Consider the following 23,974-nt stretch of genomic DNA (forward strand, 5'->3'; position numbering starts at 1 on the left):
ATGCCTCATCACGAGACAGAACGTGCCCTCCCCGCGAGCTCTACCGCCACAAAACCTAATATCGAGTGCCACAATATTGCGCGTTTCTTCCCGCCCTCCACCTGGGCACTAAAAAACGCGACCCTCAGCATTCATGAAGGCGAATCAGTGGCCATTACCGGCGCCTCCGGAAGCGGAAAATCTACGCTCCTCTCTATCATTGGGCTACTCGATCAGCCCTCCGAAGGTGAGCTGAAAATATTGGGCCAAAACATGGGCACCGCCAGCGACGCCGAGCGAACTGTAGCACGCCGTGAGCATATTGCCTTCGTCTTTCAGGCGTACCACCTCATTGCTCATCTGAACGCCACCGAGAACATTACCCACACCCTCCGGATGCGTGGCGTACCGGGCCGTCAGGCACATCAGCGTGCGTTGCAGGCACTCGAACAGGTGGGTTTGGGGCACCGTCTGGAGGTTCTTCCACGCAACATGTCCGGTGGTGAACAGCAACGAGTCGCGGTTGCGCGCGCGTTAGCCTGCGCCCCGCGCATCCTGCTCTGCGATGAGCCTACAGGCAACCTCGACACTGAAAACTCTCACAAGGTGTTGGATCTGCTCCTCGCCGGCCGTGCGGAGAAGCAAAGCCTGGTCATCATCACCCATGAACCCGATATCGCGGCTCGCTGCGACCGGCAGCTGCACATGGTCGATGGGATGCTCGTTAGCCCCGAACTCACTCGTCCCGAAGATCCTGCCCACCAATCGCTCAAAGAACCCGTTGTCAGGGGAGGATAGATGCTAAGGAACAACCTTCACTACGCTCTCCTTGCAGTTGTTCGCCGTTGGCGCCGCAACCTGCTCACGGTACTGGCGATGCTTGCAGGAACAACCACCATCATCATGCTGGTGGGCGTCAGCGAGTCGTCGGCGCTCAATACGAGCTCGCAGCTGGCCAGCTACGATTCCACCCGGCTCGGTGTGCGCCTCCAGCCGCAGACCTGGGATATACCGGAGGATGAACTGCTCTGGCGCGTTAACCAAGTTCCAGAGGTCAAAGCTGCCGGTACAGTCACCATCGATACGCAGACAACGCGTCCACAAGTCAACAGGCCGGGGTATGAGGGCCAACAGACACCCCTCGCAATCGTTTCAGAAGCAGGTTTGAAAGCACGAGGTGCGCACCTTGTTGAGGGGCACTTTTCGGAGCCTGCCCGCGAACGCCCCGGTGAGCCTACCGTCTATCTGGGCGTTGCCCTCGCGAAGGAGCTAGGGGTCAGCACTGAGCCCGGGCGGAACATGATTGAGGTCAACGGAATGCGAGCCTACGTGCTCGGCATTATCCGTGACGGCGGCAAAAACGCTGCTCTCAGTAGCGCTCTTATTCTGCCGACCACCTCCACTTTCTTGCCGCAAGCCCACACCCTGCAACGCGGTATGGACGTCATCGTGAATCCAGGAAGTGCAGATACGGTCGCGGAACAGCTCAAGCAGGTACTCGATCCGCAGCGCGCCCCCGTTGATACAAACATTGAGATTCCGCCTTCACCGGTGACTCTTCGTGCTTCCTTGACGAAGGATAGCCGAGCTCTTACGACCATTATTCTGGTGGTTCTTATCGTCTCGACAAGCTTCGGCATTGTGATGACCATGCAGATTTCGGTCTGGGAACGCCGCCGGGAAATCGGCATTAACCGTGCATTAGGGTTGGGACGGCGAGATGTGGCGGTGAGCTTCCTTGCGAGGCGGCTCTCCTCGGGACCCTGGGCGCTCTTGGAGGCTTCATCCTCGGTGTTCTCGGTTCCTGGGTTGTGTGCCTTCTCAACGGATGGGCACTATCTCTGCCGCCCCTTATCCTAGGGATTCCTTTCCTCGGCTTGGGGGTGGGCATCGTGGCGGGTGCATTGCCCGCCTACGCGGCAACGAAGGTTCAGCCGCTTGAGCTCCTGCAATAATTGCCCCGCTGAAATAATTGCTCGGCGCATAAGGGCGGTGCCCCGGAAGACTGATCTTCCGGGGCACTGCCCTTAGCTATGTGGGTTTATGAGAGCGAGATACGAATGTGAGGGGTGCACCTTAGCTGCTGTGCACGCCTTCGTGGCATAAATCCTCGTGCAGAATATCCCGCGCCGGATGCTGCCGCGCCCGCTCCTCCGCAGCCCGGTCAGACAGCGAATAGAACCACGTAATGTGCTCACACACCCGCTCATAGGCTGCCTGCTCATCGTGAGAGGCAATCGCCTCAATAATGCCGTAATGCTGCTGCTGCAACGTGCGCTTGACCGCTTCCCAATCCTTCAAGAAAGGAACTGCCTCCTGCACATAGCTCATCGTCGCCATGTGCAGAGAGTCAATCACCGTATCAAGCACAATATTGCCGCCGAGCTTCGAGAGCTCATAGTGAAAACGCGTATCGCAGAAATGGAAGCGCTCATCGCTGATCTGCTCATCCATCTCCGCCAGATGCACGCGCGCCCGCTCCAGCGCCGCCTCACGCTCCGGGGAATCCGGTGCCGCGGCTGCCGCACGTGCCGCAGGGCCCTCCAACAGCAGGCGGGTTGAGACAACGTCCTTCACCGGCAGGCTACGGGTCGCAATGTGCATGCGCAGCGCCCAGCTGAGCGCATCCGACGGCTCCGAAATGATAATCGCACCCGACTTCGGACCCGAACCCGTGCTGGAACGAATCAGACCCAGCGCGTTCAAAACCCGCAGACCCTCACGGACCGAAGGGCGGGAAATGCCGTGACGTGCCGCCAGCTCACGTTCGGAGGGGAGCTTATCCCCCACACGCAGCTCACCCAGACGCAGGCGACGCTCAAAAGTCTCCAGGATGATGCTGTAGCTGCGGTCCGCCAGAATCGGCTGACGCTCAACTACAGGGGGCGCCTCTGCAGGCTGGGTGTCGTCAAAAGAACGAGGCATACTCTCTCCTGATAACGAGGCGGATAACGAAAAGAAGTCTCGACTCAGCATGTTCTCCCAAACTATTGGGGCAACCTGTCGAGTCATAAGGGGCATAAAAAGCGGGGCGGCAGAACCGAGAAGGTTCGCCGCCCCGCCGTGGCCACCGGAAAATACCGGGGCGAATGTCCTACGGCCCTTGAGGCTTTCACCTCAAGAACTCTCTAAGGGGTGAGCCTCAGATTAGGGAACCAGGAAGGACAGAACGTTGGTCTGCAGGAAGACCAGGACGCAGACGAACAGGAGCATAGCGAAGGACCAGGGGAGGACAGCCTTGAGGATGTCGGATTCCTTGCCTTCCATGTCCACGGAGGTAGCAGCAATAGCCAGCGACTGCGGGGAGATCATCTTACCGACCACACCACCGGTGGTGTTAGCAGCCAGCATGAGCTCGGGGGTTGCGCCGTGGATACCTGCGTGCTGCAGGTTCTCAGCAGCAGACACCTGCAGCTTGGAGAACAGTGCGTTCGCACTGGTGTCCGAACCGGTCACAGCGGTACCGATCCAGCCCAGAGCCGGTGCGAGGAACGCGTAGACGGTGCCCAGGCCTGCCAGGAAGGTACCCATAGCAATGGTCTGACCAGAGAAGTTCATGACGTATGCCAGTGCCAGAACCGAAGCAATGGTCAGGATGGACCAACGCATGCGGTAGACAACGGAACCGAACTCGGTGAAGATTGCCGGGAACTTGAAGGCGTAGCGGCCCTTCTCGTTGAAGAAGAAGTAGACCACAGCAACAACCAGACCGGAGATGATCAGCAGGGTGCCGGGGTTGGACATCCACGCGAAGTTGTAGACTGCATCCTTGACGGGCTTGCCGTCAGCGGTGACGAGGCGGGAGCTCAGAGCCTGGATGTCGATCTTGAGGACGAAGCTCTTCAGCCATGCCTTCAGGCCAGCGTGCAGGTTAGCAACACCGAAGATTGCAACGACGATGACGTAGGGCAGCAGTGCCATCCAGACGCGAACGGCGGGCAGAGCTTCCTTCTCTTCAGCCTGTGCGGGCAGGCCGTAGCGTTCACGAACGCCCTCGACGCCGCGCGGCTTCCAGAACTGCAGGAAGATAACAGCAACACCCATGGAGACGATGCAAGCAACAACGTCGGTCAGGTTGAACGCGGGGGTAGCAGCGGTGACCCACTGGGTAATTGCGAAGGAAACACCGATGATCAGTGCGGGCAGCCAAGCGTCCTTCAGGCCCTTCATACCGTCGAGGATGACGAGCAGGATGAGCGGAACGAGCATTGCCAGGAACGGAGCCTGGTGACCAACGATGGTTGCGATAACGTGTGCGTCCTTGCCGCCGACGTCAGCTGCGGTGGTAATCGGGACAGCAACTGCGCCGAATGCCACGGGTGCGGTGTTAGCGAGCAGAACGGTAATAGCAGCCTTGAGGGGCTTAACGCCCAGGGCGAGAATCATGGTTGCGGTAATTGCAACGGGAGCGCCGAAGCCAGCCAGTGCCTCGAGCAGACCGCCGAAGCAGAATGCGATGAGGATAGCCTGGATGCGCAGGTCGCCGCCGCCGAGGCGGTCGAAGACGCGGCGCAGGTCTTCAAAGCGGCCGGAGAGAACGGTGAGCTGGTAGAACCAGATTGCACCGAGGATAACCCAGCAGATGACCAGGCCGTAGATGCCACCGCGGACGGCGCTCAGACCGGCGAGGTCAGCGGGCATGTGGAAGCCCAGGACTGCTACGAGGATGGATGCTGCCAGTGCCACGAGTGCGGACCAGTGAGCGCGTGCCTTAACGCCCAGTAGCATCACAAAGAAGGTGAGGAGGGGAATGGTTGCCACGAGTGCGCTGAGGCCGAGGCTACCTCCCACTGCATTGGTTACAGCGGTATAAGTTTCCACTGGAACTCCTTTGGTTCAGGGTGTGTCTTGTGTGTGGTCAGACCATAGATAATCCCGCTGGGGAACGGGTCATTGTTTCCCATGCGGGGATGTGGTCAGACCATTGATCGCATGTTTAGAAGAGTACCGGATAATGTGGTGTTTCACCAAAAGTGACCTGACTCATTTTTGTGGAAGGCGACCGGAACCTGGGCTCGCTTCCAGTGAAACTGCCGAAATATTGCGGTTCTGATAGTTAATTCCAGGTTCTGAAACTCGAATATTTTCAGATACATCACGAGTTGGGTGTATGGGTCATTGGTTTACCCAGGGGAGAGTCTTCATTTGGACGCATATACCCGAAAAGAATGTTGTTTTAAAAAGGAAAAGCCCCATAAAACAACCATAAAATCTTCAGAACGGCGGATTTCTAGGGGGTTTATGGTCCACTTCTGTGTGTTTGATAAATGTTCAATCTGCGAAAAGAATATAGGGGTCTTACGGGGGGTGCATGGGAGATGAGGTCACATGTACCGGAAGGTAGGGAAATATACCTTAAGGTCAGGTCGACCTAACCGGTTATTTAACAAGGAAAGTATGTGCTATTCCAACTAGAGAAAAGCCGCCCAACGGTGTTAAATGGCTAGAAAGATAAAAGACATCACCACGGTTTCTGATCCCACCGCATCCCACCTCCACTTGGGGCGCGCACATCAGCCGGAACCTACCGGCCCAGCTTCCCCGACTCAATACATCTGAGTCGCCTCTTTGGAAGACCGAACTTATTCGGACTGTGCCCCGCCTGCCCCAGACGCAGGCGGTGAGACCGAGAAACTCTGAACACAGAGGAAAGGACGGACAAGTCATGCGCATTGCACTCTTCTCCACGTGCATCGTTGACGGCATGTACCCCCGCGTAGCACGCGCCACCGTCGAAATTCTTGAGCGCCTGGGCCACGAGGTTGTCTTCCCCCCGAACCAGACCTGCTGCTCCCAGATGCACGTCAACTCCGGTTACTTCGATGACGGCTACGAAGTCATCAAGAACCACGTCGAGGCATTCGACTCCTGGGACTGGGACGTTGCTGTTGCACCCTCGGGCTCCTGCGTTGCCTCCCTACGTCACCAGCAGGCAATGGTTGCTCGTAGCCGCGGCGACGAAGCGCTGGCTCTGAAGGCAGAGCAGATTGCTTCCCGCACCTTCGAGCTTTCCCAGCTGCTAATCGACATCCTGGGCATCACCAACGCTGCCGAGCAGCTCGGCTCCTACTTCCCCGAGCACGTCACCTACCACAGCTCCTGCCACGGTATGCGTATGCTCGGCCTGGGCACCCGCCAGCAGGACCTGGTCCGCACCGTCGAAGGCATCAAGTACACCCAGCTCGAGGGCATGGACCAGTGCTGCGGCTTCGGTGGTACCTTCTCCTTCAAGAACGCTGACGTCTCCGGCGCAATGGTCAACGACAAGGCAGACAACGTTGAAGCAACCGGTGCTTCCGTCTGCACCGGCGGCGACTGCTCCTGCCTGATGAACATCGGCGGTGCGCTGATGCGTCGCGGCTCGGACGTTCAGACCATCCACTTCGCTGAAATCCTCGCATCCACCAAGGAAAACCCGCTCAAGATCAACTCCGAGCGTGTTGAGCTCTCGATCGGCTAAGGAAAGATAAGACCTCATGACCGCTATTCAGCTTGGTATGCCCAAGGTCGTTCACTACGGCGAGGGCAACATTTTCGAAGAAACCCCCTTCCCCAAGTACGCGAAGGAAGAGCTCAAGAACGAGCAGCTACGCGCCAACCTGCGCTTCGTGACCCACGCGATCCGTAACAAGCGCGCACGCGTCACCGCAGAGGTGCCCGACTGGCAGGACCTGCGTAACACCGGTGAGTCCGTCAAGAACTACGTTCTGGCGAACCTGCCCGAGCTGCTCGAACAGTTCGAGCGTAACTTCACTGCCGCAGGCGGCCACGTGCACTGGGCACGCAACGCCACCGAGGCAAACCAGATTGCTTTGGACCTGATCCGCGAGCAGGGCGTGGACGAAATCATCAAGATTAAGTCCATGGCAACCGCAGAGACCGGCCTGAACGAATTCCTCGAGGAAAACGGCATCAACGCTATTGAGACCGACCTCGCGGAAGAAATCGTCCAGCTCGGCCACGACCGCCCCTCCCACATTCTGGTGCCCGCAATTCACCGCAACCGCCGCGAAATCCGCGACATCTTCCTGCGCGAAATTGAGGGTATTAACCCGGACATCACCGATGAGCCGGCAGAACTGGCAGAGGCATCGCGTAACCGTCTGCGTAACAAGTTCCTGAACACCACCGTGGCAGTCTCCGGCACCAACTTCGGTATTGCTGAGACCGGTACCCTGACCATCGTGGAGTCCGAAGGTAACGGCCGTATGTGCCTGACCCTGCCCGACACCCTCATTACCTTCATGGGTATTGAGAAGATTCTGCCCACCTTCCAGGACTACGAGGCATTCCTGCAGCTGCTGCCCCGCTCCTCCACCGGTGAGCGCATGAACCCCTACACCTCCATGTGGACCGGTGTGACCCCCGGTGACGGCCCGCAGAACATGCACGTCATCCTCATCGACAACGGCCGTACCGCCGTTCTGTCCGACGAGCTGGGCCGCCAGGCACTGCGTTGCATCCGCTGCTCCGCTTGCATGAACGTGTGCCCCGTATACGAGCGCGCAGGCGGTCACGCCTACGGCTCCACCTACCCGGGCCCCATCGGCGCGATTCTGTCCCCGCAGCTCTCCGGTATCGAGGCTGCAGAGAACAACTCCCTGCCGTACGCGTCCTCCCTCTGCGGCGCATGCTACGAGGTCTGCCCCGTGAAGATTAACTTCCCCGAGGTCCTCGTGCACCTGCGCGCTAAGGACGTCGAGTCCAAGCACGCTATCCGCGAGTTCGAGGGTAACAAGAAGGCTCCCTTCTCGCAGATGGACGGCATGATGCTCGGTGCGAAGAAGCTCTTCACCTCCGGCAAGATGATGTCGATTGCAGAGCGTGGTCTGCCCATGTCCCGCCTCATCAGCGGCCGCAAGCACAGGATCACCGCTGTTCCCGGTATCGTCGGCGGCTGGACCGCTTACCGCGACATCCCCGAGCCTCCCAAGGAATCCTTCCGCAACTGGTGGAAGAAGGAGAAGGGTCAGGCTCCGGCACGCGATAACGCTCAGCGCGTTGACATTCAGGCCCTCATCGAGGCTAACAAGGGTAAGGCAGCTGAAGCGGCTGCAAACGCTAAGGCTGCTCAGGAAGCCCGTGAAGCTAAGGAGAACAACTAATGTCCTCTGCTAAGGAAGATATCCTCGCACGTATCCGCTCGTCCCTGGCTGACGCACCCGTCGCCCCCGAGCCCGTACGTAACTACCGCCGCGTCAGCGAGCTGACCGAAGAGCAGACCATTGAGATGCTCGTCGACCGCCTCATTGACTACAAGGCAAACGTGTTCCACGCGAACAAGGAGAACATCTCCGAGGTCATCGCAGAACGCCTGGGTGAAAAGTCCACCTACGTGGTTCCCGAGGGCCTGAACATGGAGTGGTTGCCGGCTGACACCGCTGACCGCAAGCGCGTTACCGACTCCGGTAGCACCCTCAAGCCCGGCTGCCTGTCCCTGAAGGAACTGGACGCAGTTGACGCTGTGGTGACCGGTTCGACCGTCTCCTGCGCAGAGACCGGCACGATCTTCTTGAACACCAACCCCGATGAGGGTCGCCGCGCCATCACCCTGGTGCCCGACCACCACATCTGCGTGGTGCCCCGTTCCACCGTGGTGGAGCTGGTTCCCGAGTCGATCGAGCGTATCACCTACACCCGCCCCGTGACCATGATTTCCGGTCCGTCGGCAACCAGTGATATCGAGCTGATCCGCGTGGAGGGCGTGCACGGCCCCCGTACCCTGGACGTCATCATCTACGACGCCTAAGGTAAAGCGCCAGAAGGCAAACCTCTAAAGAAACCGCCCGAGAGCTAAGGCTCCCGGGCGGTTTCTTTATGCCCTCTCCGGATTCTGCATCTTTCAGAACAGTAGAGAGCGGCGGAGAAGACAAGCGAACGGTGGCGGGCCCATGTTTCCCGCCACCGTTCTGTGCTTTATAGGTGGTGTATCGACGGTTAGCGTCGTAGCGCCCCGTGAGGGTGCTTAGGCGCGTGCGTCGAAGTGCTGCAGACCGGAGTCCTCACGGCTACCGCCCTGGCCATCGCCAACATCGTGGTAGTCCTTGATCCACTCGATCTTCTGAACCCACTTGACCATCTTGTAGCCGTGCATGGAGTCCGCACGCAGACGGAGCGGGCCACCGTACACATCCGGCAGGGGCTTGTCGTTCATGCCCCACGCCAGGATGGTCTCATCTTCCATTGCCATGGAGATGTCCAGGCACTCGTAGTAGGGTTCGGTCGGGCGGCCGTCGTAGGTGTGGCCCACGTGGCCGAAGGAGGTCACCATAACGTAGCGTGCCTCGTCGGTCTTCTCGACCAGTGCGAGAACGTCGCGCAGGCGCACGCCCTCCCACTTGGCGATGCCGGTCCAACCCTGCATGCAGGTGTGCATGGTGATGTTGACTTCCTTGCCCAGCTGCTTGAGCTCGTCAATGCTCAGGGACTTGGATTCCTTCACCAGGCCGCCCAGCTCGAGGCGGTAGTCAACGAACTCGTGCTCCTTCAGGCGGTTCCACTCGGTGCTCTCACGCTCTGTCGGCGGGCGAGTGTTAACCCAGTGGAAGGGCGAGATGTCGGCATCGGTGAAGGTCTTCTTCTGCACCTGACGGGAGGTGATACGGTCCAGCAGGACGTTACGAATCGGCTGGGTCAGACCCCAAATGAAGGTCTGGGTGAATCGCAGGTCGCGCAGGGACCAGTACGAAGCGAAAATCCACAGAGCCACAGCGAAGACAATGCCGCCAATGAGCATGGTGACTGCCTGAGCGAACTGTGCTGCGTCGACCTCGTTGTAGGGCTTGTTCAGCATCATGTGGGCGATGTTGTACTGGGGGTGAACCACGAACACCAGCGCCACGTGAATGACGGTGAAGACGCAGTAGAACGCCATGCCCAGGAAGTGGATGGAACGTGCGGTCTGGCGGTTACGGAAGAGGCGCACGTAGCCGGGGAAGCGGCCGCAGAATGCCGGGCTCATAATCGGGCCGGTTGCAATCATCAGCGGTGCCACGATGAACACCACAGTGAAGTACATAATCTGCTGCAGAGCGTCGTACGGCTGGAAATGCTCAATCGAGGGAATCTGGAAGCCAGCGTAAATCTGGATGGATTCCCACGCCTGCGGGATGATGTCCCAGCTGGTCGGGACGATGCGGCGCCACTGACCGGTCAGGAACAGCAGGGAGACATATACCAGACCGTTAACAATCCAGATGACGGTCACCAGCGCGTGCCATGCGCGGCCCAGACCAATCTGAGCCTTACCGGGCAGAGAAATCAGGGGAGACAGGGTGCGCTGGTCATCGCGCGCAGTAAATGCGCCGGGGGTGGTAGGGACCTTGTCCTTGGTGAACTTAATCCACTCAGAACCCGGGGTACAGTGGTTGTTCCAGTACAGGCGGGGGTGAGAGGCGAGAACTTCCCAACCTGAACGAATCAGGAAGCCCATCATAATGAAGTTGATAAAGTGCGTAATTCGGAGCCAGGCCGGGAAGTCCAGCTCTACGCCACCAGTGCTCGCGGTGAGGAGTAGTTGGTGCATGATATTTCCTTCGGAAATGACTGTGTGTGCAGACAATCGTTAGGATTCAGTGCGAGGCCTTGAGATGCGAAGTTAGAAATAGTTACCTTTCTGAACCATATAATCCTCCTCCATGGTTGGGAGCCGCCGGGGGTATCGTCGCGGATACTCCCGAAAGGGGCGCCTCCCGTGTGTGAGATGGGAGGTGCGCCAGCTCCCGCTGGGGCGGAAGCGACTCTGTGTATGTATGTTGGTTTATGTGTGTTTTAGGGAAATTCCCTGTCCGCTTTCAATTTTATAGGACAAAGTGTCAGTCGTGAAAGCTAAGACACGTCATGTTCTGTAATATTTGCATAAAAAATCCGAATTTAAGGAAGATTCTCATCTTTCCGTGGTTTATAGGGTCTTTCGGGTGCAAAAAAACCCACCGCAGCCTCAAGAGGGGATGCGGTGGGTTTTGATTCTATATGTGGGATGCATGTTGGTTTGCAGGGCTTTAACTGCCTGGTATTGTGTGGTTTTATAAATTCAATCCCACATAAGGTTGCGGCGACTGTAAGCGAGATTCTCACTTAAACCGGTTTGTAACCGACCTTGAAACGCCGAAGGCAACCGTACCGTAGCCGCTGCTAGATTTCTGCAGAACCCGTATTTTCCGCAGAACCCTTACGCTTCTTTGCCCCAGCCCGAGAGGCTGCTCGGGACGCAACGCTAGAACCAGCGGAAGCGCCCGTAGCCTCGGCAGAGCCGGGCTGAGCATCAGCCGGGGACTCAGAATCGGGCTGGGACTCAGAATCAGGCTGGGTTTCGGAATCAGCCTGCGACTTCAAACGAACCACCGGAATCATGCCCGTGGCAAGCTTCGCCTGCGCATTACGCTGAGCCTTCAACGCATTCATCTGCTCCTTACGGCTCGGCTCCTGTTGCGCCGGCTGGCCAGAACCAAACGCCTGACGAATACCCAACGCCCATAGCGGGAACAGCAGAACCGTCAGCGCGCCGCCGGCAACCAGCAGCGACGCCGTGGACTCCTCCAAAAGATCCGAACTGGTCGCAACCTCCGTCACCGCCACAATAATCGGCAGACCCGCAGCCGAATACAACGCCAACTGCGCCTTCTGCGCGCGAGTAGTCAACCCCGAACGGGTATCAAAGAAATGCTCCGCCAAAAGAACCGGAACGCCGCGGCACAGCAGAATACCCACCACCACAGCAAGCAGACCCAAAGGATTAGCCACCACAGCAGAGACATCAATGCCCATACCGCTGACCACAAAGAACAGCGGAATCATGAACGTAAAACCAACCACCTCAAGGCGGCGAGTTATCATATGCAAAGCCGCCGGAGGGGTCAGAGTACGCAGAATCAAGCCCGCCGCAAAGGCACCGAGCACCGCATCCAAATCAAAGAGGGCAGTGCACATAATCAGGGTCGCCAGCAGGAACATCGCAAGACGCAGAACCGTCTGACCGGTCGTATTCGCCTCCGCAGCCATAATCTGACGCAGACCCGGCACATGCGCAAACAGACGATGCGGAATCAACGCCACAATCACCGCAACCACCATAAACGCCAGCAACACCACAATCGCCATGCCCGGCGAACGCGAAGACAGCAGCAACGAGATAGCGAAAATCGGCAGAAGCTCACCCACAGCACCGTGTACCAGCACCGCATTACCCACCGGCGTACCGGCAGCACCGTGAGACTTCAACATCGGCAACAGCGTGCCCAACGCCGTAGAACTCAACGCCACACCCACCGCAATATACGTATTCAGCTCATGCGAGAACGACGTAATAACCGCCGCACCCGCCATACCCAAAGCAAAGCACACCACCCACGTGGCAATAGCGCTATAACCCTGACGGCTACGCAACGAGGACACGTTAATCTCAAAGCCCGCAATCAAAAAGAGCATGCCCAAGCCAAGCTCCTTCAGCAGCGGGATACCGCCCTCACTGCTGGCAAGGTTGAACATATTCGGGCCAATGAGCAGACCAAAAATGAGCAGGAAAACCACATCAGGGATCTTCTTACCCGTCAGCCGCGAAAGAATCGGGGACAGCAACGCAACCAACGTAATCCAGAAAATGGACACAAACTGGCCGCTATCGTGGCTCGACCCTTCCGACAGAGTCGTACCCGAAGCGAGAAGAGCACCAGAAGTCCCCAAATCCGTCAAGAAAAGCGGGGAAAAAGTCGAAAACATAAAACCTCAACGTGGTGTGTGCAGGTGGGGCGCGTTTGGGACAGTAAAAGGAGCGAAATCATGCTCCCGCGGGATTGCCCCACCTTTAAGAACGTACCAATGGTACACACCTAACCTCGTGCAACAACACTTGAACATCACCAACAGGGCAAGAAGCTCCAGCCAGCAGCCGACAGAGACACGGTATGAGAGCAAAACCTCCGCGCCACCACCCGAGCAGACACAGCTTCCACCGTTACACTTAACACCTATGCCAGCGCATCCGGCACACACCACCGGGTAGGCAATACCCTGGCAACGCACATCCCCTAGCAGGGCACACACCCTGGCAGGGCGCACAGACTCTCAAACACGGCACTACAAGGAGCGAGGACATGGCAGCAGGGCGCACACAACCCATCCCCACCGTCAGTAGCGGGGCACGCGCCGCCTCCCTCGGAGGTACCCGACGCGACCTCGGGCTCGACCTTGCTCGCGCCTTCGCCGTGCTCAGCCTGCTCATCCCCTTCGGATACTGGCTGCAACTGATCCCAGTGTCCTGGAAGTTCTGGATTCCTCAGACCCTCGTACCTGCAGAACCGCTCTTCGCCGCAATCCTGGGTGCCGCCGCCTGGCGGTACGCCCGCACCGCGAACTTCCCACAACTCTTCGCCGGAACCATCGTGCGATTCCTCGCGCTACTTCTGCTGGGCGTGGCACTCATGCAGGGCGTCACCTACCTGCCGCAAGCTGACGTGACCGTACCCGCGCAGGGCTTCTCCTACTCCCTGCCCTTCGACATGCTCGTGCACCTGGCGCTACTCACCCTGCTGACCCTATTCGTCGTGCACCTGCCCCTGTGGGCAATCGCAGTGCTAGCGGTAGTCACCAGCCCCTTCATTACCTGGACCTACACCCTGCTCATGGACGTAGCCGCCCAGGCAGATGCGTGGACCGCCGTCCAGCTACCCTTCCTCGCAAGCCACGGCGTCAACCACGCCCAAAGCGCCCAGCTCATCTGGGTCATGTGTCTGGGCATCGTACTCGTGCGCCTCTACGACAACCTGCAGGCAAAGCTCGCAATCCCCGTAGTACTCGCCGTGCTGGCGCTCGCCGTCTACCGCACCTTCAACCCCTACACCGAGCTCGGCTTCCTCAACAGCCCGCAGGTGCTGCTAACCCTAAACCTCGCGGCAACCCTCTACTTCTGGGCCGAATGCGCGCGCCTGCTCTCCGCACAGGCGGGAATGCTCACCCCGATTGCACGCCTGGGCCAGATGTCGCTGAGCGCCTCCATTGTGCTGAGCGGAATCATTATTTACGCCGGTCCCACCGTCAAGGCTCTCACCGTGGGGGAGCACTACATCGCCACCGGAGGCTGGGGCACCGCCGTGTACTGGAGCGCCTTCCTGCTGCTCGGCGCCGCAATCGCCCTGGGCTTCTGCACCCTCTGGTCACGCATGGCACGCTCCATTGCCGGACGCGGCCCCCTGGAGGCGATTCTCGCCCTCATCTCCGGGCGCGGCTAACCCAATCTGAACTCAATACGAAAGCGACCCCCTCCCCGCGTTCCTGCGCGGGTAGGGGGTCGCCTCTATGTGCTCAACATCTGCAACAGAAATACTGCGGGTACGACAAAGCCCCGGTCCAGAGGACCGGGGCTATCTGTCGGGATGACAGGATTTGAACCTGCGACCTCGTCGTCCCGAACGACGCGCGCTACCAAGCTGCGCCACATCCCGATGTTGACCTATCAGTGAATACCGTAGGCAACTCACCTAGGATAACCCAAAAAAATTCAGAACGCAACACAGCGGCACACCACCGCTCGGAGGAGGGACAGATAAAGCTTCTAGGCTTCAGTCTCCTGAACCTGATTCAGCTCATCCCAGGAGGCGTACATCGCCGCAAAACGACCGCCGGAGGCAATCAGTTGCTGCGGGGAGCCATCCTCCACCACGGAGCCCTCATGAATCACCAGCACACGATCAGCACCCAGAACTGTCGAGAGGCGATGCGCAATCACCAGCGCCGTACGCCCCGCCAACACGGTTCGCAGCGCCGCCTGCACCGCACGCTCACTCGGAATGTCCAGCGAAGCCGTCGCCTCATCCAGAATCAGCACCCGCGGATTCGCCAAGAACACGCGAGCAAAGGACACCAGCTGACGCTGACCCGCCGACAGGGTAATACCGCCGCGGCCCAGCTGCGACTCGTAGCCCTCACACAGACGCTCAATGAACGCGTCAGCACCCACCGCCTTCGCGGCTGTCTTCACCTGCTCATCGGAGGCCTGCGGGTTACCCATGCGGATATTCTCCAGAATCGACGCGGAGAACAGGAACACCTCCTGGGTCAGCATGAGCACCTCACGGCGCAGCTGCACATCCGCCAGCTGGCGGACATCCACGCCGTCAATACGCACCTGACCGGCTGAGACATCGTAGAAACGAGCTACCAGCTTAGCGATAGTCGACTTACCGGCACCCGTAGCACCCACCAGCGCCACGGTCGTACCCGGCTCGATGCGCAGGGTCGTCTCCTTCAGCGCGTGACGATCCGACGTGTACCCAAAGACCGCCGAATCCAGCTCCACCAGGGCACCCTGAACCTTGCCGGACGCGCCCTCAGCGGTACCGGCGGCAGGCTCTACAGTCCGCTCATACGGATGATCCGGCTCAGCAACCTCCGGCTCCTCAGCCAAGAACGACGACAGCTTCTCCAGCGCAGACATCGCAGACTGGAACATGTTGTAGAACTCAGAAAGCTGCATGACCGGCTCAAACACACGGTTCGCGTAAATCACCAGAGCCAGCAGGGTGCCAATCTGCATGGTGCCGCCCAGCACCGCATAACCACCCAGCACCAGCGCACCGGCAATAAACACATTGCCTAAAAGCATCAGCATGGGCGAGTAGACGCCGAAAATCTTAATCGAATCCATCACCGCAAGGCGGTAACGCTCCGACGCCTGCGCGTACTCGGAACGCATCTGCGCCTCCGCACCAAACGCCTTCACCGCGCGGATACCCGTAAAAGTCTCCACAAAACGGCTCGTCAAATGCGCAGATTCGGTACGCATCATGCGGAAAACCGGCACCGCCGTCTTCTGGAACCAGCGCGTCAAGAAGTAAATCGGCACGCCCATGACCAGCATGAACAGGCCAATACGCCAATCCAGAAGGAAAATAGCGACCGCAGAAATCACCATGGACAGCAAGGTAATCGCCAACTGGCTGATGCCGCTATCCAAGAAGCTGCGGACCGTATCAATATCGCTGGTTAAACGCGAAATGACCTTGCCCGAGGTGTACCGCTCATGGAACGACACGCTCAGCAACTGCGCGTGACGGAACACCCGCTTACGCAGGTACACCACCACGCCCAGCGACACGCGCACCGTGTACGCCACGTTGACCCACGAAAAAATCGCGGTCACCGCGGTAGCCACCACAAAAAACGTCAGCAGGGTCAGTAGGGGAGAAACGTCACCCTGCTTGAGTGGCTCAATGGAACTATCCAAAACGCGGGCAATCAGAATCGGCGCAACCGCCGAGGAACCCGAGACCAAAAGCACTGAAATAATCGACAGAGCCAACGCCCCACGGTGCGGGCGCAACATCTGGCGCAGCAGAGCCATCGAGCGTTCACGGGTCTCCGCGCGCTCCTGCGGGCTCATCTGCTCCCGCGGCTCCGCCGGACGATGATGGGCCATTAGCCCTCCTCCATCGTCATCAGCTGACGGTACTGCTCCGAAGAGTCCATCAGCTCAGCGTGAGTGCCCTCAGCGACCACGGCACCATCAACCATCAGCAGCACGCGGTCAGCCAGAGCTACCGTGGAGGGGCGGTGCGCCGTCAACAGGGTAGTAGCGCCGCCCAGGCCCTCCAGACCCTCACGCAGGCCGGTAATAATACGCTCCTCGGTGTTCACATCCAGCGCCGAGAACGGGTCATCCAGCAGCAGCACGGAGGGGCGCTTCGCCAGGGCACGTGCCAACGACAGACGCTGACGCTGACCACCCGAAAGGCTCAGACCCTCCTCACCAATGACGGTATCCAGACCCTGCGGAAGCTCCGCCACGAAATCGCACGCAGCCAGCTGTAGCGCGGTCTGGAGGGTCGCCTCCAGCTCTTCTGCGGCGGGGTAGTCCTCATCCTCGGTGCCGCGCTCGTACTGTTCAGCAACGCCCATCAGCACGTTCTCGCGGACCGTGCCGGAGAAGAGCACCGCCTCCTCAAAGACGAACGCGGTCTGGGCGCGCACCTCCTCAATAGACATGTCGGCGGTATCTCGGGTGCCAAAACGCAGGGAGCCGGAGGTCGGCTCGTAGAAACGCGGAACCAGCGACAGCACGGTCGACTTGCCGCTACCGGTTGCACCCACCAGCGCCAGAATCTCGCCCGGGAAGACCTTGAAATCTACGTCCTTCAGCACGGAAACCTCGGGTGCCTTCGTCTCAGAAGCAACTTCAGAATTCGCCTCAGTGGTAGCCTCCGCCGGCGCCTTGATAGCGTCGTAGCTGAACTGAACGTGATCGAAAGTGACAGATACTGCGCCACCGCTGGGGTACTGCATAGTTTCCTTCCCGGAGCCGCCCTCGGCAGATACTCCAGCTACTGTTGACGAATCAGAAGCACCCTGCGGATGCTCGGGCCCAGACACAGCCGCGGAGCCACGAACCAGCGGCACCGCCTCAAAGCCGGGCTCGTCCATGACCTCGTTGTGGCGTTCCAACGCCACCTTATAGCTCAAATAGGCAGACATCAGCGCGGTCGAGCGCGTCACGTGGCTGAGCACGGTCGTCTGCACCGCAAAGTAGGCGGTCATCGCACCCAGGCTCAAGGTGCCTGCCGCAACCTGCGAAGCGCCCACAGCCAGCGCCACCGCCGTAGAGACACCCACGATCAGGCCCTGGTACAGGGCAACACGAGCCACCAGCATCGACCTGCCGTACTCGCGCACCTGCAGGGCGTCCACCGACTCGGAATATTCCTGAATCTGCTCGGGGGAGCGGCCCAGCGCCTTAATCACGCGGATGCCGCGCACCGACTCCTCAATACGGGTGGAGAGGTCGCCCGTCATCTGCTGAATCTCATGTGAAGCGCGGTAGTACTTGCGGGTGAAGTTCACCAGCGACAGCACCAGAATAGGCACGGTCACCACGAACACCAGCGCCAGAGACGGCGAAGAACGCAGCATGAAGAAGCCACCGACCAGGAACATCACCGCAACAGTCAGCATCTGAACGATACCGAAAGACAACCAACGGCGAATCGTCCCCAGATCGCTCATGGAGCGGGTCAGCAACTGACCGGAGGGCCAACGATCCAGCAGAGAAAGCGGGGCGCTGAGCAGGCGGTCAAAGAAATTCATGCGCATGGACAGCTCAATCGTGGAGGTCGGGTCCACAATCAGCCAGCGCCTCCAATACATGAAGGAGGCATGCGCAATACCCAGCAGAAGCACCAGGCCGCCGGCAATCCAGATGGCGCTCTCGGTGGTGCTCTGCGAGAGATGATCCACAATAATCTGCAGTACCTGCGGGATGGAAATCTCAAGGGCACCGGCACCGAACGCCACGAGCAGACCCACGCCCCAGCGCACACGAATCGGACGCGCATACGCGGCGAGGGTGTGCGGGGCACGCTGACCGTGCGCGTAGTCGATCGGGTCGGGGGTCGGTTCGCTCGCCGTCTCCAAGAAGGGGTTACGGCGGCGCTTAGTCGTGCGTGCTGTAGAAGCCTCAGACATTAGCGGCGGCCACCTTTCGAAGCGTCGGCCTCACCCTTATCGCGAGCCGTGAGGGTCACCAGGATTGCCTCCGGCGGGCAGAACAGACGGACCGGCGCAAAACGAGAGGTGCCCAAACCGGCAGAAACCTGAACCGGAATACCGGACTGCTCACTGACACCCTTCGCACGCGAAGGCGGCAAATCGCAATTGCTGACCAGGGCGTGACCGCCGGGTAGGCAGACCTGACCGCCGTGCGTATGACCGGCAAAAATAGCCTGCGCGCCGTCCTGCACGAAGCGGTACAGGGTACGCATGTAGGGGGCGTGCGCCACGCCGATACGGACGCTCGGCTCCTGCCCCTCATCGAAGGCGCCGGGGGCGAAGCCGGGGTGTTCATCGTAGCGCAGGTGCGGGTCATCCACACCGGAGAACTCCAGACGCAGACCCTTAAGGTTCAGCGTGTCGTAGCGGTTGACCAGGCCCGTCCAGCCGCGCGACTCGAACGCCTCGTGCATCCGCTCAATGGGCAGTGCTACACGCGAGCCCTCCTCAATCATCTGCGGGGTGCGCGGCTGCCACAGGTAGCGTGCCGGGTTCTTGAAGACGGGCGCGAAATAGCAATTCGAGCCGGGCACAAACACGCCGGGGAAATCCATGAGCGGGTCGAGCGCCTCCAGCAGCGGACCCATACCGTCCACGTGGGAGAGATTATCGCCCGTGTTCATCACCAAATCCGGCTCCAGGGCAGCCAGCGAGTGCATGAAATCAATCTTCTTCTGCTGGCCCGGAATCATGTGCATATCCGAAATATGCAGAATCCTGAAGTCGGGGCTACCGGCGGGCAGCACCGGCAGGGACTCGGTGCGGAGCTGAAAATTATTCAGCTCAATAAAGTGCCCATACGCCGCCGTGGCGGCCCCCAAGGCTGCAGTGGCGGCTACCGCCCCCGCAACCTTCTTCAGGAGCGGGGAGGAGCCGCGTGCGCCGGGGACCGCCACGGGGACGCGGGCGTTGACTGCGTTTTCACACATGATCAATCGCCTTTCAGGCTTCAGCTGATGAGCTGTGATTCTAGCTGTACGACAGAATCTTATCGCTGGGGGTGGTGAAGTCCTTCGTGTTGTACTTCGGAGCGATCGTCTTCATGAACGACTGCCACTGAGCACCGGCGTAGGTCGCACCATCCACATAGTTCAGAACACGACCGTTAATGCCCACACCGTTCAGGGAACGGAAGCCGAGGTTGTTAGAACCAACCCAAGACGCGGTGGACAGGCCACGAGTGTAGCCAACCTGCCAGGTCTGGGAGGAGTTATCGTTTGTACCGGTCTTCGCAGCCGAACCGTTCGGCAGACCAATACCGCGCTGAGAAGCGGAACCGCCGGGCTGGATAACACCCTTCAGAACCCAGCTGACACCGTTCGCGATGTCCGGATCCAGAACCTGCTCACACTGGTTCTGGTATTCCTTGAGAGTCTCGCCGTCAGTCTTGGTGATCTTCTCAATCGGGCGCGGGGTGCAGTACTTACCCTCAGAAGCGAAGATAGCGTACATGGATGCGCTGGTCAGCGGGGAGATACCGTACTTGGTACCACCAATGTTGGTACCCAGGTCGGGGATGCTGTGCAGCGGTTCGCCGGTACCGTCCAGGGCGTGCATCTTGATGGACAGGTCGTGCACATCGCACAGGTCAATCTGGGAGAGCATGCCGTACAGGTACGAGTTCAACGACTGGCGAATACCGTACGCCGCGGTGTTGTAGCCTAGGCCACCGTTGAACGCGTTCTTGTAGGACCAGCCGTTCGGCTGACCGGTGTAGTAGTACTTACCGCCCTCGTAGCACTTGGCGTTCCAACCGAAGCTGGTGGGCCAGAACAGCTGGGTACCGTTCACGGTAGCGTTAGCGCCGCGGCCACTGATGAGCCACTGAGCCAGAATAATCGGCTTGAACGTCGAACCGGGCTGGAAGCCAGGGGTACCACCGTACGCTACATCAACGTTGTAGTTGTACTCGGTCTTGGAGTGGTCGTTTGCGTCTGCGGGGCTACCGAGCTCGGTGTTCTGTGCCATTGCGATGACGCGACCAGTGCCGGGCTCAACACTGGTCAGCGCGGAGTTCACGTCGTTCCAGTTGGTTGCAGCCGGCTGGGTGGAGTCCACAGCCTGCTTTGCCGCAACCTGAGCCTCGGGGTTCAGGGTGGTGACAACCTTCAGGCCGCCACGCTTAATCGCGGTGTTGCGCAGCTCAGCGGTTGCGCCGAGGGACTCGTCCTGCAGCAGGTAGTTGACCACGTAGCGGCAGAAGAACGCCTTGTCACCCGCCAGGGAGCAACCCTGGGACTTGGGGTGGACGTTGAGCTTAATGTCGCTGGCGATGGCGTCGCTGTATTCCTTATCGGAAATCTTGCCGTCGCGGAGCATGGTGCCCAGAACGATGTCGCGGCGTTCACGGGCGAGTTCGGGGTTCACGGTCGGGTCGTACACGTTCGGTGCCTGCACCAGGCCGGCAAGAAGCGCGGACTGAGCCACGTTCAGGTCCTTAGCGGAAATACCCCAGTAGTACTGTGCGGCAGCCTCAACACCGTAGTTCGAACCACCGAGGTTCACGATGTTCAGGTAGCCTTCAAGGATTTCGTCCTTGGACTTGTTCTGCTCCATAGAGATCGCAAGCTTCATCTCGCGAATCTTTGCGGCGTAGGTCTTGTTACCGTTCAGGGTTGCGGTAGCGTCCTCACCACGAGCCACAGCGGAGTCAACAATGAGGTTGTTAACGTACTGCTGGGTCAGGGTGGATGCACCCTGACGGCGGCCGCTGTTGGAGTTAATGATGTTGTTCAGGAACGCACGACCGATACCGATAGCGGAGACCGCACCGTGCTTGTAAAAGTCGCGGTCCTCCACCGAGACGATGGCGTCCTTCATGTGCTGCGAAATCTGATCCAGCTTGACCGGGTCGCGGTTCTCTTCGAAGAAGGTCGCGATTTCGGTCTTGCCGTCAGCAGCGTAAATAGTAGAAGGACGGGAAGAGATGCCATCGGCAATGTCGTCAGGAAGGTCCTGGAACCATGACATCGACGCGTTCGCGACCATACCGGCACTCACAGCCGGGGGTACGACAATAATTGCCGCGAGGAAACCGGCAATCACGCTGAACGCGAGGAACTGCAAAAAATCTCCCGGGCGGCGACGCGCACGGGTTTTCTTAGATGAAGCCATTCATTCAGTTTATCCCATGAAACTGTGAGAAGAAGCCCGTCTCGGCACCCCACAGGGAGGTGGGCGCTTCAGCCCTGAGAATAAAGCCCCCAAAAGCGCCGGACATTGACCAAAACCATAGTGAATCCCTTTTACTTATTGAACACCGGGCGATAGTCTAGAGGGTATGAAGAAATGGGAATACGCAACTGTACCGCTGATGATCCACACGACCAAGGCAATCCTCGACAACTGGGGTGAAGACGGCTGGGAGCTCGTAACCGTTCTCCCCGGCGCATCCGCACCTGCTGGCGCAACCCCCGCGTCGAACATGGTCGCTCCGACTCAGGGCAACCCCATCGCCTACTTTAAGCGCGAGAAGGCTGACTAAGAGCAGCGTACCCGGCGGTCACCTCGCTATCCCGACTCTCCTTTAACTAGGGGAGCGCGGGAATAGATGAGGAAGGCCGCCGGTTAGCCGTTTAACAGCTGCCTGAATATCAGTAGCGTTTAGATTTGCGGCGTTCCCCCTATCACCGTTTGGGTGCCAGCACCCGCCATCCTTCTGGAGTAATCATGACTGAATCCCGTATTGAAGCACGTATCCGCGAACTCGGTTACGAACTGCCCGTAGCACCCGCCCCCGTTGCCGCCTACGTTCCCGCGGTGACCTCCGGCTCCTACGTGTACACCTCCGGCCAGCTGCCCTTCGTTGACGGCGCCCTGCCCGAAACCGGTAAGGTGTCCGACTCCGGCGTTGAAGGTTTCGTGACCCCCGAGGATGCAAAGAAGTACGCGGGTATCAGCCTGCTCAACGCCCTGGCAGCGGTCAAGTCCGTCATTGGCGACCTGGACCGCGTGCAGCGCGTCGTGAAGGTCGTTGGCTTCGTGGCATCCGAGGTGAACTTCACCGCTCAGCCCGCTGTCATTAACGGCGCATCCGAGCTGCTCGGCGAAATCTTCGGCGAGGCAGGCCAGCACGCACGCTCCGCTGTGGGTGTTCCCGTTCTTCCCCTCGATTCGCCCGTAGAGGTCGAGATTATCGTTGAGTATGTCTAATCTGTACACCGGCGCGCTGCCGCTGTCTGCTATTCGTGCTGCCCAGGCTCAGCGGGCGGCACAAAGTGGCGCCCAAAAGACGGTGAACGGTATCGACGGTCACGGATCAGGCGGAGCACAGGACATCAAGACCCTGCCCCTGCCGGTGCAGGAACGCCGCTTCGGCACCCCCACCCCGGCTGATGGCGTGGAACGCCCGCGCATGTTCACCGGTCGACAGTCCGCGGCTAACCCGCGAACCTCCTGCATTCAGCGTCTCTACACGATTCCCGAGTTCATGCGCACCGCCGCCGAAAGCTGGCGCGAAGGCGGCAACGAAGGGGCGACCGGCTGCACGATGCGCCAGGCGGCATCCGTCATTTTTGTGCGCGACGGCGACAACGGCCTCGAAACGATTCTGACCTACCGCCCCGGCACCTCTCCGCTGGGCGTGGTGGCGTTCCCCGGCGGTACGGCTCTTCCCGGTGATGATGAGTCCGCCTCCTGGGTGGGCCCCGGCGCCGAATATTGGGAAGAGCAGTTCCACTTCTCCGACATCGCTCAGGCACGCCGTAGCGTCATGGCTGCCGTGCGTGAATCCTTCGAAGAGACCGGTATTCTGCTTGCCGGCGAGGACGAACAGGACGTCGTGGAGCGCTCCAGCACCCCCGAGCTCATGAGCTGGCGTGAAGCGGTTGCGGCACAGGACAAGAGCTTCTCAGACTTCCTGACCTCCAGCGGCTTGAGCGTGCGCGCTGACCTACTGCGCCCCGTGGCGCGTTGGCAGTCCCCGGACTTCTTCCTCAAGCGTTACGACATTGCCTACTTCACCACGGCGCTACCCGTAGGCCAGGACCCGAAGCTGCTGCTCGGTAAGGGCGTGTGGGGCGACTGGCTAAACGTGCGCGAACTGCTCGAAGCCAAGGACACCAGCGAACTGGGCGACCGCATCGGCCAGTCCAATACGGTGGGTCGTACCCTCGATCAGCTCATCACCCCCGGTGTGATGTGCATGCTCGAGTCGCTGGCGAAGGCTCAGACCTCCGTCGCGTGGCTGTCGAAGCGCCGCAAGATTGAGGTGAAGAAGCCCGTGCTCGTCACCCACAATGGTGCATGCATGCTTTCCTTCACCGAGGTGGTTCCGGCTACGACCGGTTCCATGTACACCGGCGCGATGGGTGTGCTCTAGCAGGTTTGCCGCAGCCGCTCGCTCTTGAGAAGAAGCGTTAAATAAATCAGGAGCCGTTTCCCCATGCAGAGGGAAATGGCTCCTGATTTATTTAAGTCGTGCGTCTTTTAGCGAGGGCGTCCTAGAAAGCCCCGGCTCCAA

17 protein-coding genes and 1 tRNA gene are annotated in these 23,974 nt (G+C 59.5%); 9 read left to right on the forward strand and 9 right to left on the reverse strand.

Features of this window, described 5'->3' with window-relative positions:
* Together HMPREF2712_RS03925 and HMPREF2712_RS03930 are read left to right on the forward strand one after the other, a co-directional pair.
* Complete coding sequence (locus HMPREF2712_RS03925) at window positions 1-777, forward strand: ABC transporter ATP-binding protein (RefSeq protein WP_070819326.1); 777 nt, start codon at window positions 1-3, stop codon at window positions 775-777.
* Window positions 778-1,839 carry an ABC transporter permease gene (locus HMPREF2712_RS03930; RefSeq protein WP_246828669.1) on the forward strand — a complete coding sequence of 354 codons (1,062 nt, stop codon included), beginning with the start codon at window positions 778-780 and terminating at the stop codon, window positions 1,837-1,839. It begins immediately after the preceding gene.
* Between the two features lie 216 nt (window positions 1,840-2,055).
* On the opposite strand, the gene HMPREF2712_RS03935 is transcribed toward HMPREF2712_RS03930, so the two are convergent.
* Window positions 2,056-2,904, reverse strand: coding sequence for a FadR/GntR family transcriptional regulator (locus tag HMPREF2712_RS03935; protein WP_070819327.1), 849 nt, complete (start codon window positions 2,902-2,904; stop codon window positions 2,056-2,058).
* A gap of 222 nt (window positions 2,905-3,126) precedes the next feature.
* Window positions 3,127-4,800, reverse strand: a complete 1,674-nt coding sequence (locus HMPREF2712_RS03940; RefSeq protein WP_070649925.1) for an L-lactate permease — start codon at window positions 4,798-4,800, stop codon at window positions 3,127-3,129.
* A gap of 844 nt (window positions 4,801-5,644) precedes the next feature.
* Between HMPREF2712_RS03940 and HMPREF2712_RS03945 the strand changes: the two genes are divergently transcribed.
* The 3 genes from HMPREF2712_RS03945 to HMPREF2712_RS03955 are packed head-to-tail and all read left to right on the forward strand — an operon-like array spanning window position 5,645 to window position 8,728.
* Window positions 5,645-6,439, forward strand: a complete 795-nt coding sequence (locus HMPREF2712_RS03945) for a (Fe-S)-binding protein (RefSeq protein ID WP_005504630.1) — start codon at window positions 5,645-5,647, stop codon at window positions 6,437-6,439.
* A gap of 16 nt (window positions 6,440-6,455) precedes the next feature.
* On the forward strand, window positions 6,456-8,084 hold the full coding sequence (locus tag HMPREF2712_RS03950) for a lactate utilization protein B (protein ID WP_005508245.1): 1,629 nt from the start codon (window positions 6,456-6,458) through the stop codon (window positions 8,082-8,084).
* Window positions 8,084-8,728 (forward strand): LutC/YkgG family protein, encoded by a 645-nt coding sequence (locus tag HMPREF2712_RS03955; protein ID WP_049338337.1) that lies wholly within the window; start codon window positions 8,084-8,086, stop codon window positions 8,726-8,728. The genes HMPREF2712_RS03950 and HMPREF2712_RS03955 overlap by 1 nt, the downstream gene beginning before the upstream one ends.
* Before the next feature lie 216 nt (window positions 8,729-8,944).
* Here HMPREF2712_RS03955 and HMPREF2712_RS03960 read toward each other — a convergent pair whose 3' ends face one another.
* Complete coding sequence (locus HMPREF2712_RS03960; RefSeq protein WP_005504634.1) at window positions 8,945-10,504, reverse strand: molybdopterin-dependent oxidoreductase; 1,560 nt, start codon at window positions 10,502-10,504, stop codon at window positions 8,945-8,947.
* A gap of 608 nt (window positions 10,505-11,112) precedes the next feature.
* Complete coding sequence (locus HMPREF2712_RS03965) at window positions 11,113-12,696, reverse strand: cation:proton antiporter (protein WP_070819328.1); 1,584 nt, start codon at window positions 12,694-12,696, stop codon at window positions 11,113-11,115.
* Window positions 12,697-13,070: 374 nt separating this feature from the next.
* Between HMPREF2712_RS03965 and HMPREF2712_RS03970 the strand changes: the two genes are divergently transcribed.
* Window positions 13,071-14,204, forward strand: a complete 1,134-nt coding sequence (locus tag HMPREF2712_RS03970) for a hypothetical protein (RefSeq protein WP_070819329.1) — start codon at window positions 13,071-13,073, stop codon at window positions 14,202-14,204.
* A gap of 139 nt (window positions 14,205-14,343) precedes the next feature.
* Here the strand turns inward: HMPREF2712_RS03970 and HMPREF2712_RS03975 are convergent.
* The 5 genes from HMPREF2712_RS03975 to HMPREF2712_RS03995 all read right to left on the reverse strand — a co-directional run bounded on the left by HMPREF2712_RS03975 (window position 14,344) and on the right by HMPREF2712_RS03995 (window position 21,627).
* Window positions 14,344-14,417 (reverse strand) — tRNA-Pro (locus tag HMPREF2712_RS03975).
* 110 nt (window positions 14,418-14,527) lie between these two features.
* Entirely contained in the window at window positions 14,528-16,390 is a 1,863-nt protein-coding gene (locus HMPREF2712_RS03980; protein WP_070819330.1) for an ABC transporter ATP-binding protein, read from the reverse strand.
* A complete protein-coding gene (locus tag HMPREF2712_RS03985) occupies window positions 16,390-18,429 on the reverse strand; it encodes an ABC transporter ATP-binding protein (protein ID WP_070819331.1) in 2,040 nt (679 codons plus the stop codon). Before HMPREF2712_RS03985 ends, HMPREF2712_RS03980 begins: the two co-directional genes overlap by 1 nt.
* Complete coding sequence (locus HMPREF2712_RS03990) at window positions 18,429-19,442, reverse strand: metallophosphoesterase (protein WP_049351944.1); 1,014 nt, start codon at window positions 19,440-19,442, stop codon at window positions 18,429-18,431. The genes HMPREF2712_RS03985 and HMPREF2712_RS03990 overlap by 1 nt, the downstream gene beginning before the upstream one ends.
* Window positions 19,443-19,482: 40 nt before the next feature.
* Window positions 19,483-21,627, reverse strand: a complete 2,145-nt coding sequence (locus HMPREF2712_RS03995; protein WP_070819332.1) for a transglycosylase domain-containing protein — start codon at window positions 21,625-21,627, stop codon at window positions 19,483-19,485.
* A gap of 166 nt (window positions 21,628-21,793) precedes the next feature.
* Here HMPREF2712_RS03995 and HMPREF2712_RS04000 point away from each other — a divergent pair, with 166 nt between their 5' ends.
* From HMPREF2712_RS04000 to HMPREF2712_RS04010, 3 genes are all read left to right on the forward strand, one after another.
* Window positions 21,794-21,997: a DUF4177 domain-containing protein gene (locus HMPREF2712_RS04000; protein WP_005504647.1), complete on the forward strand. Its 204-nt coding sequence runs from the start codon at window positions 21,794-21,796 to the stop codon at window positions 21,995-21,997.
* 185 nt (window positions 21,998-22,182) lie between these two features.
* The gene (locus HMPREF2712_RS04005; protein WP_070819333.1) at window positions 22,183-22,665 is read left to right on the forward strand and encodes a RidA family protein; all 483 of its coding nucleotides are present in this window, start codon (window positions 22,183-22,185) and stop codon (window positions 22,663-22,665) included.
* Window positions 22,658-23,833: an NUDIX hydrolase gene (locus HMPREF2712_RS04010; protein ID WP_070819334.1), complete on the forward strand. Its 1,176-nt coding sequence runs from the start codon at window positions 22,658-22,660 to the stop codon at window positions 23,831-23,833. Before HMPREF2712_RS04005 ends, HMPREF2712_RS04010 begins: the two co-directional genes overlap by 8 nt.
* Window positions 23,834-23,974: the final 141 nt, after the last annotated feature.

The organism is Rothia sp. HMSC064F07 (genome assembly GCF_001837265.1).
GTDB classification, from domain to species: Bacteria; Actinomycetota; Actinomycetes; order Actinomycetales; family Micrococcaceae; genus Rothia; species Rothia mucilaginosa.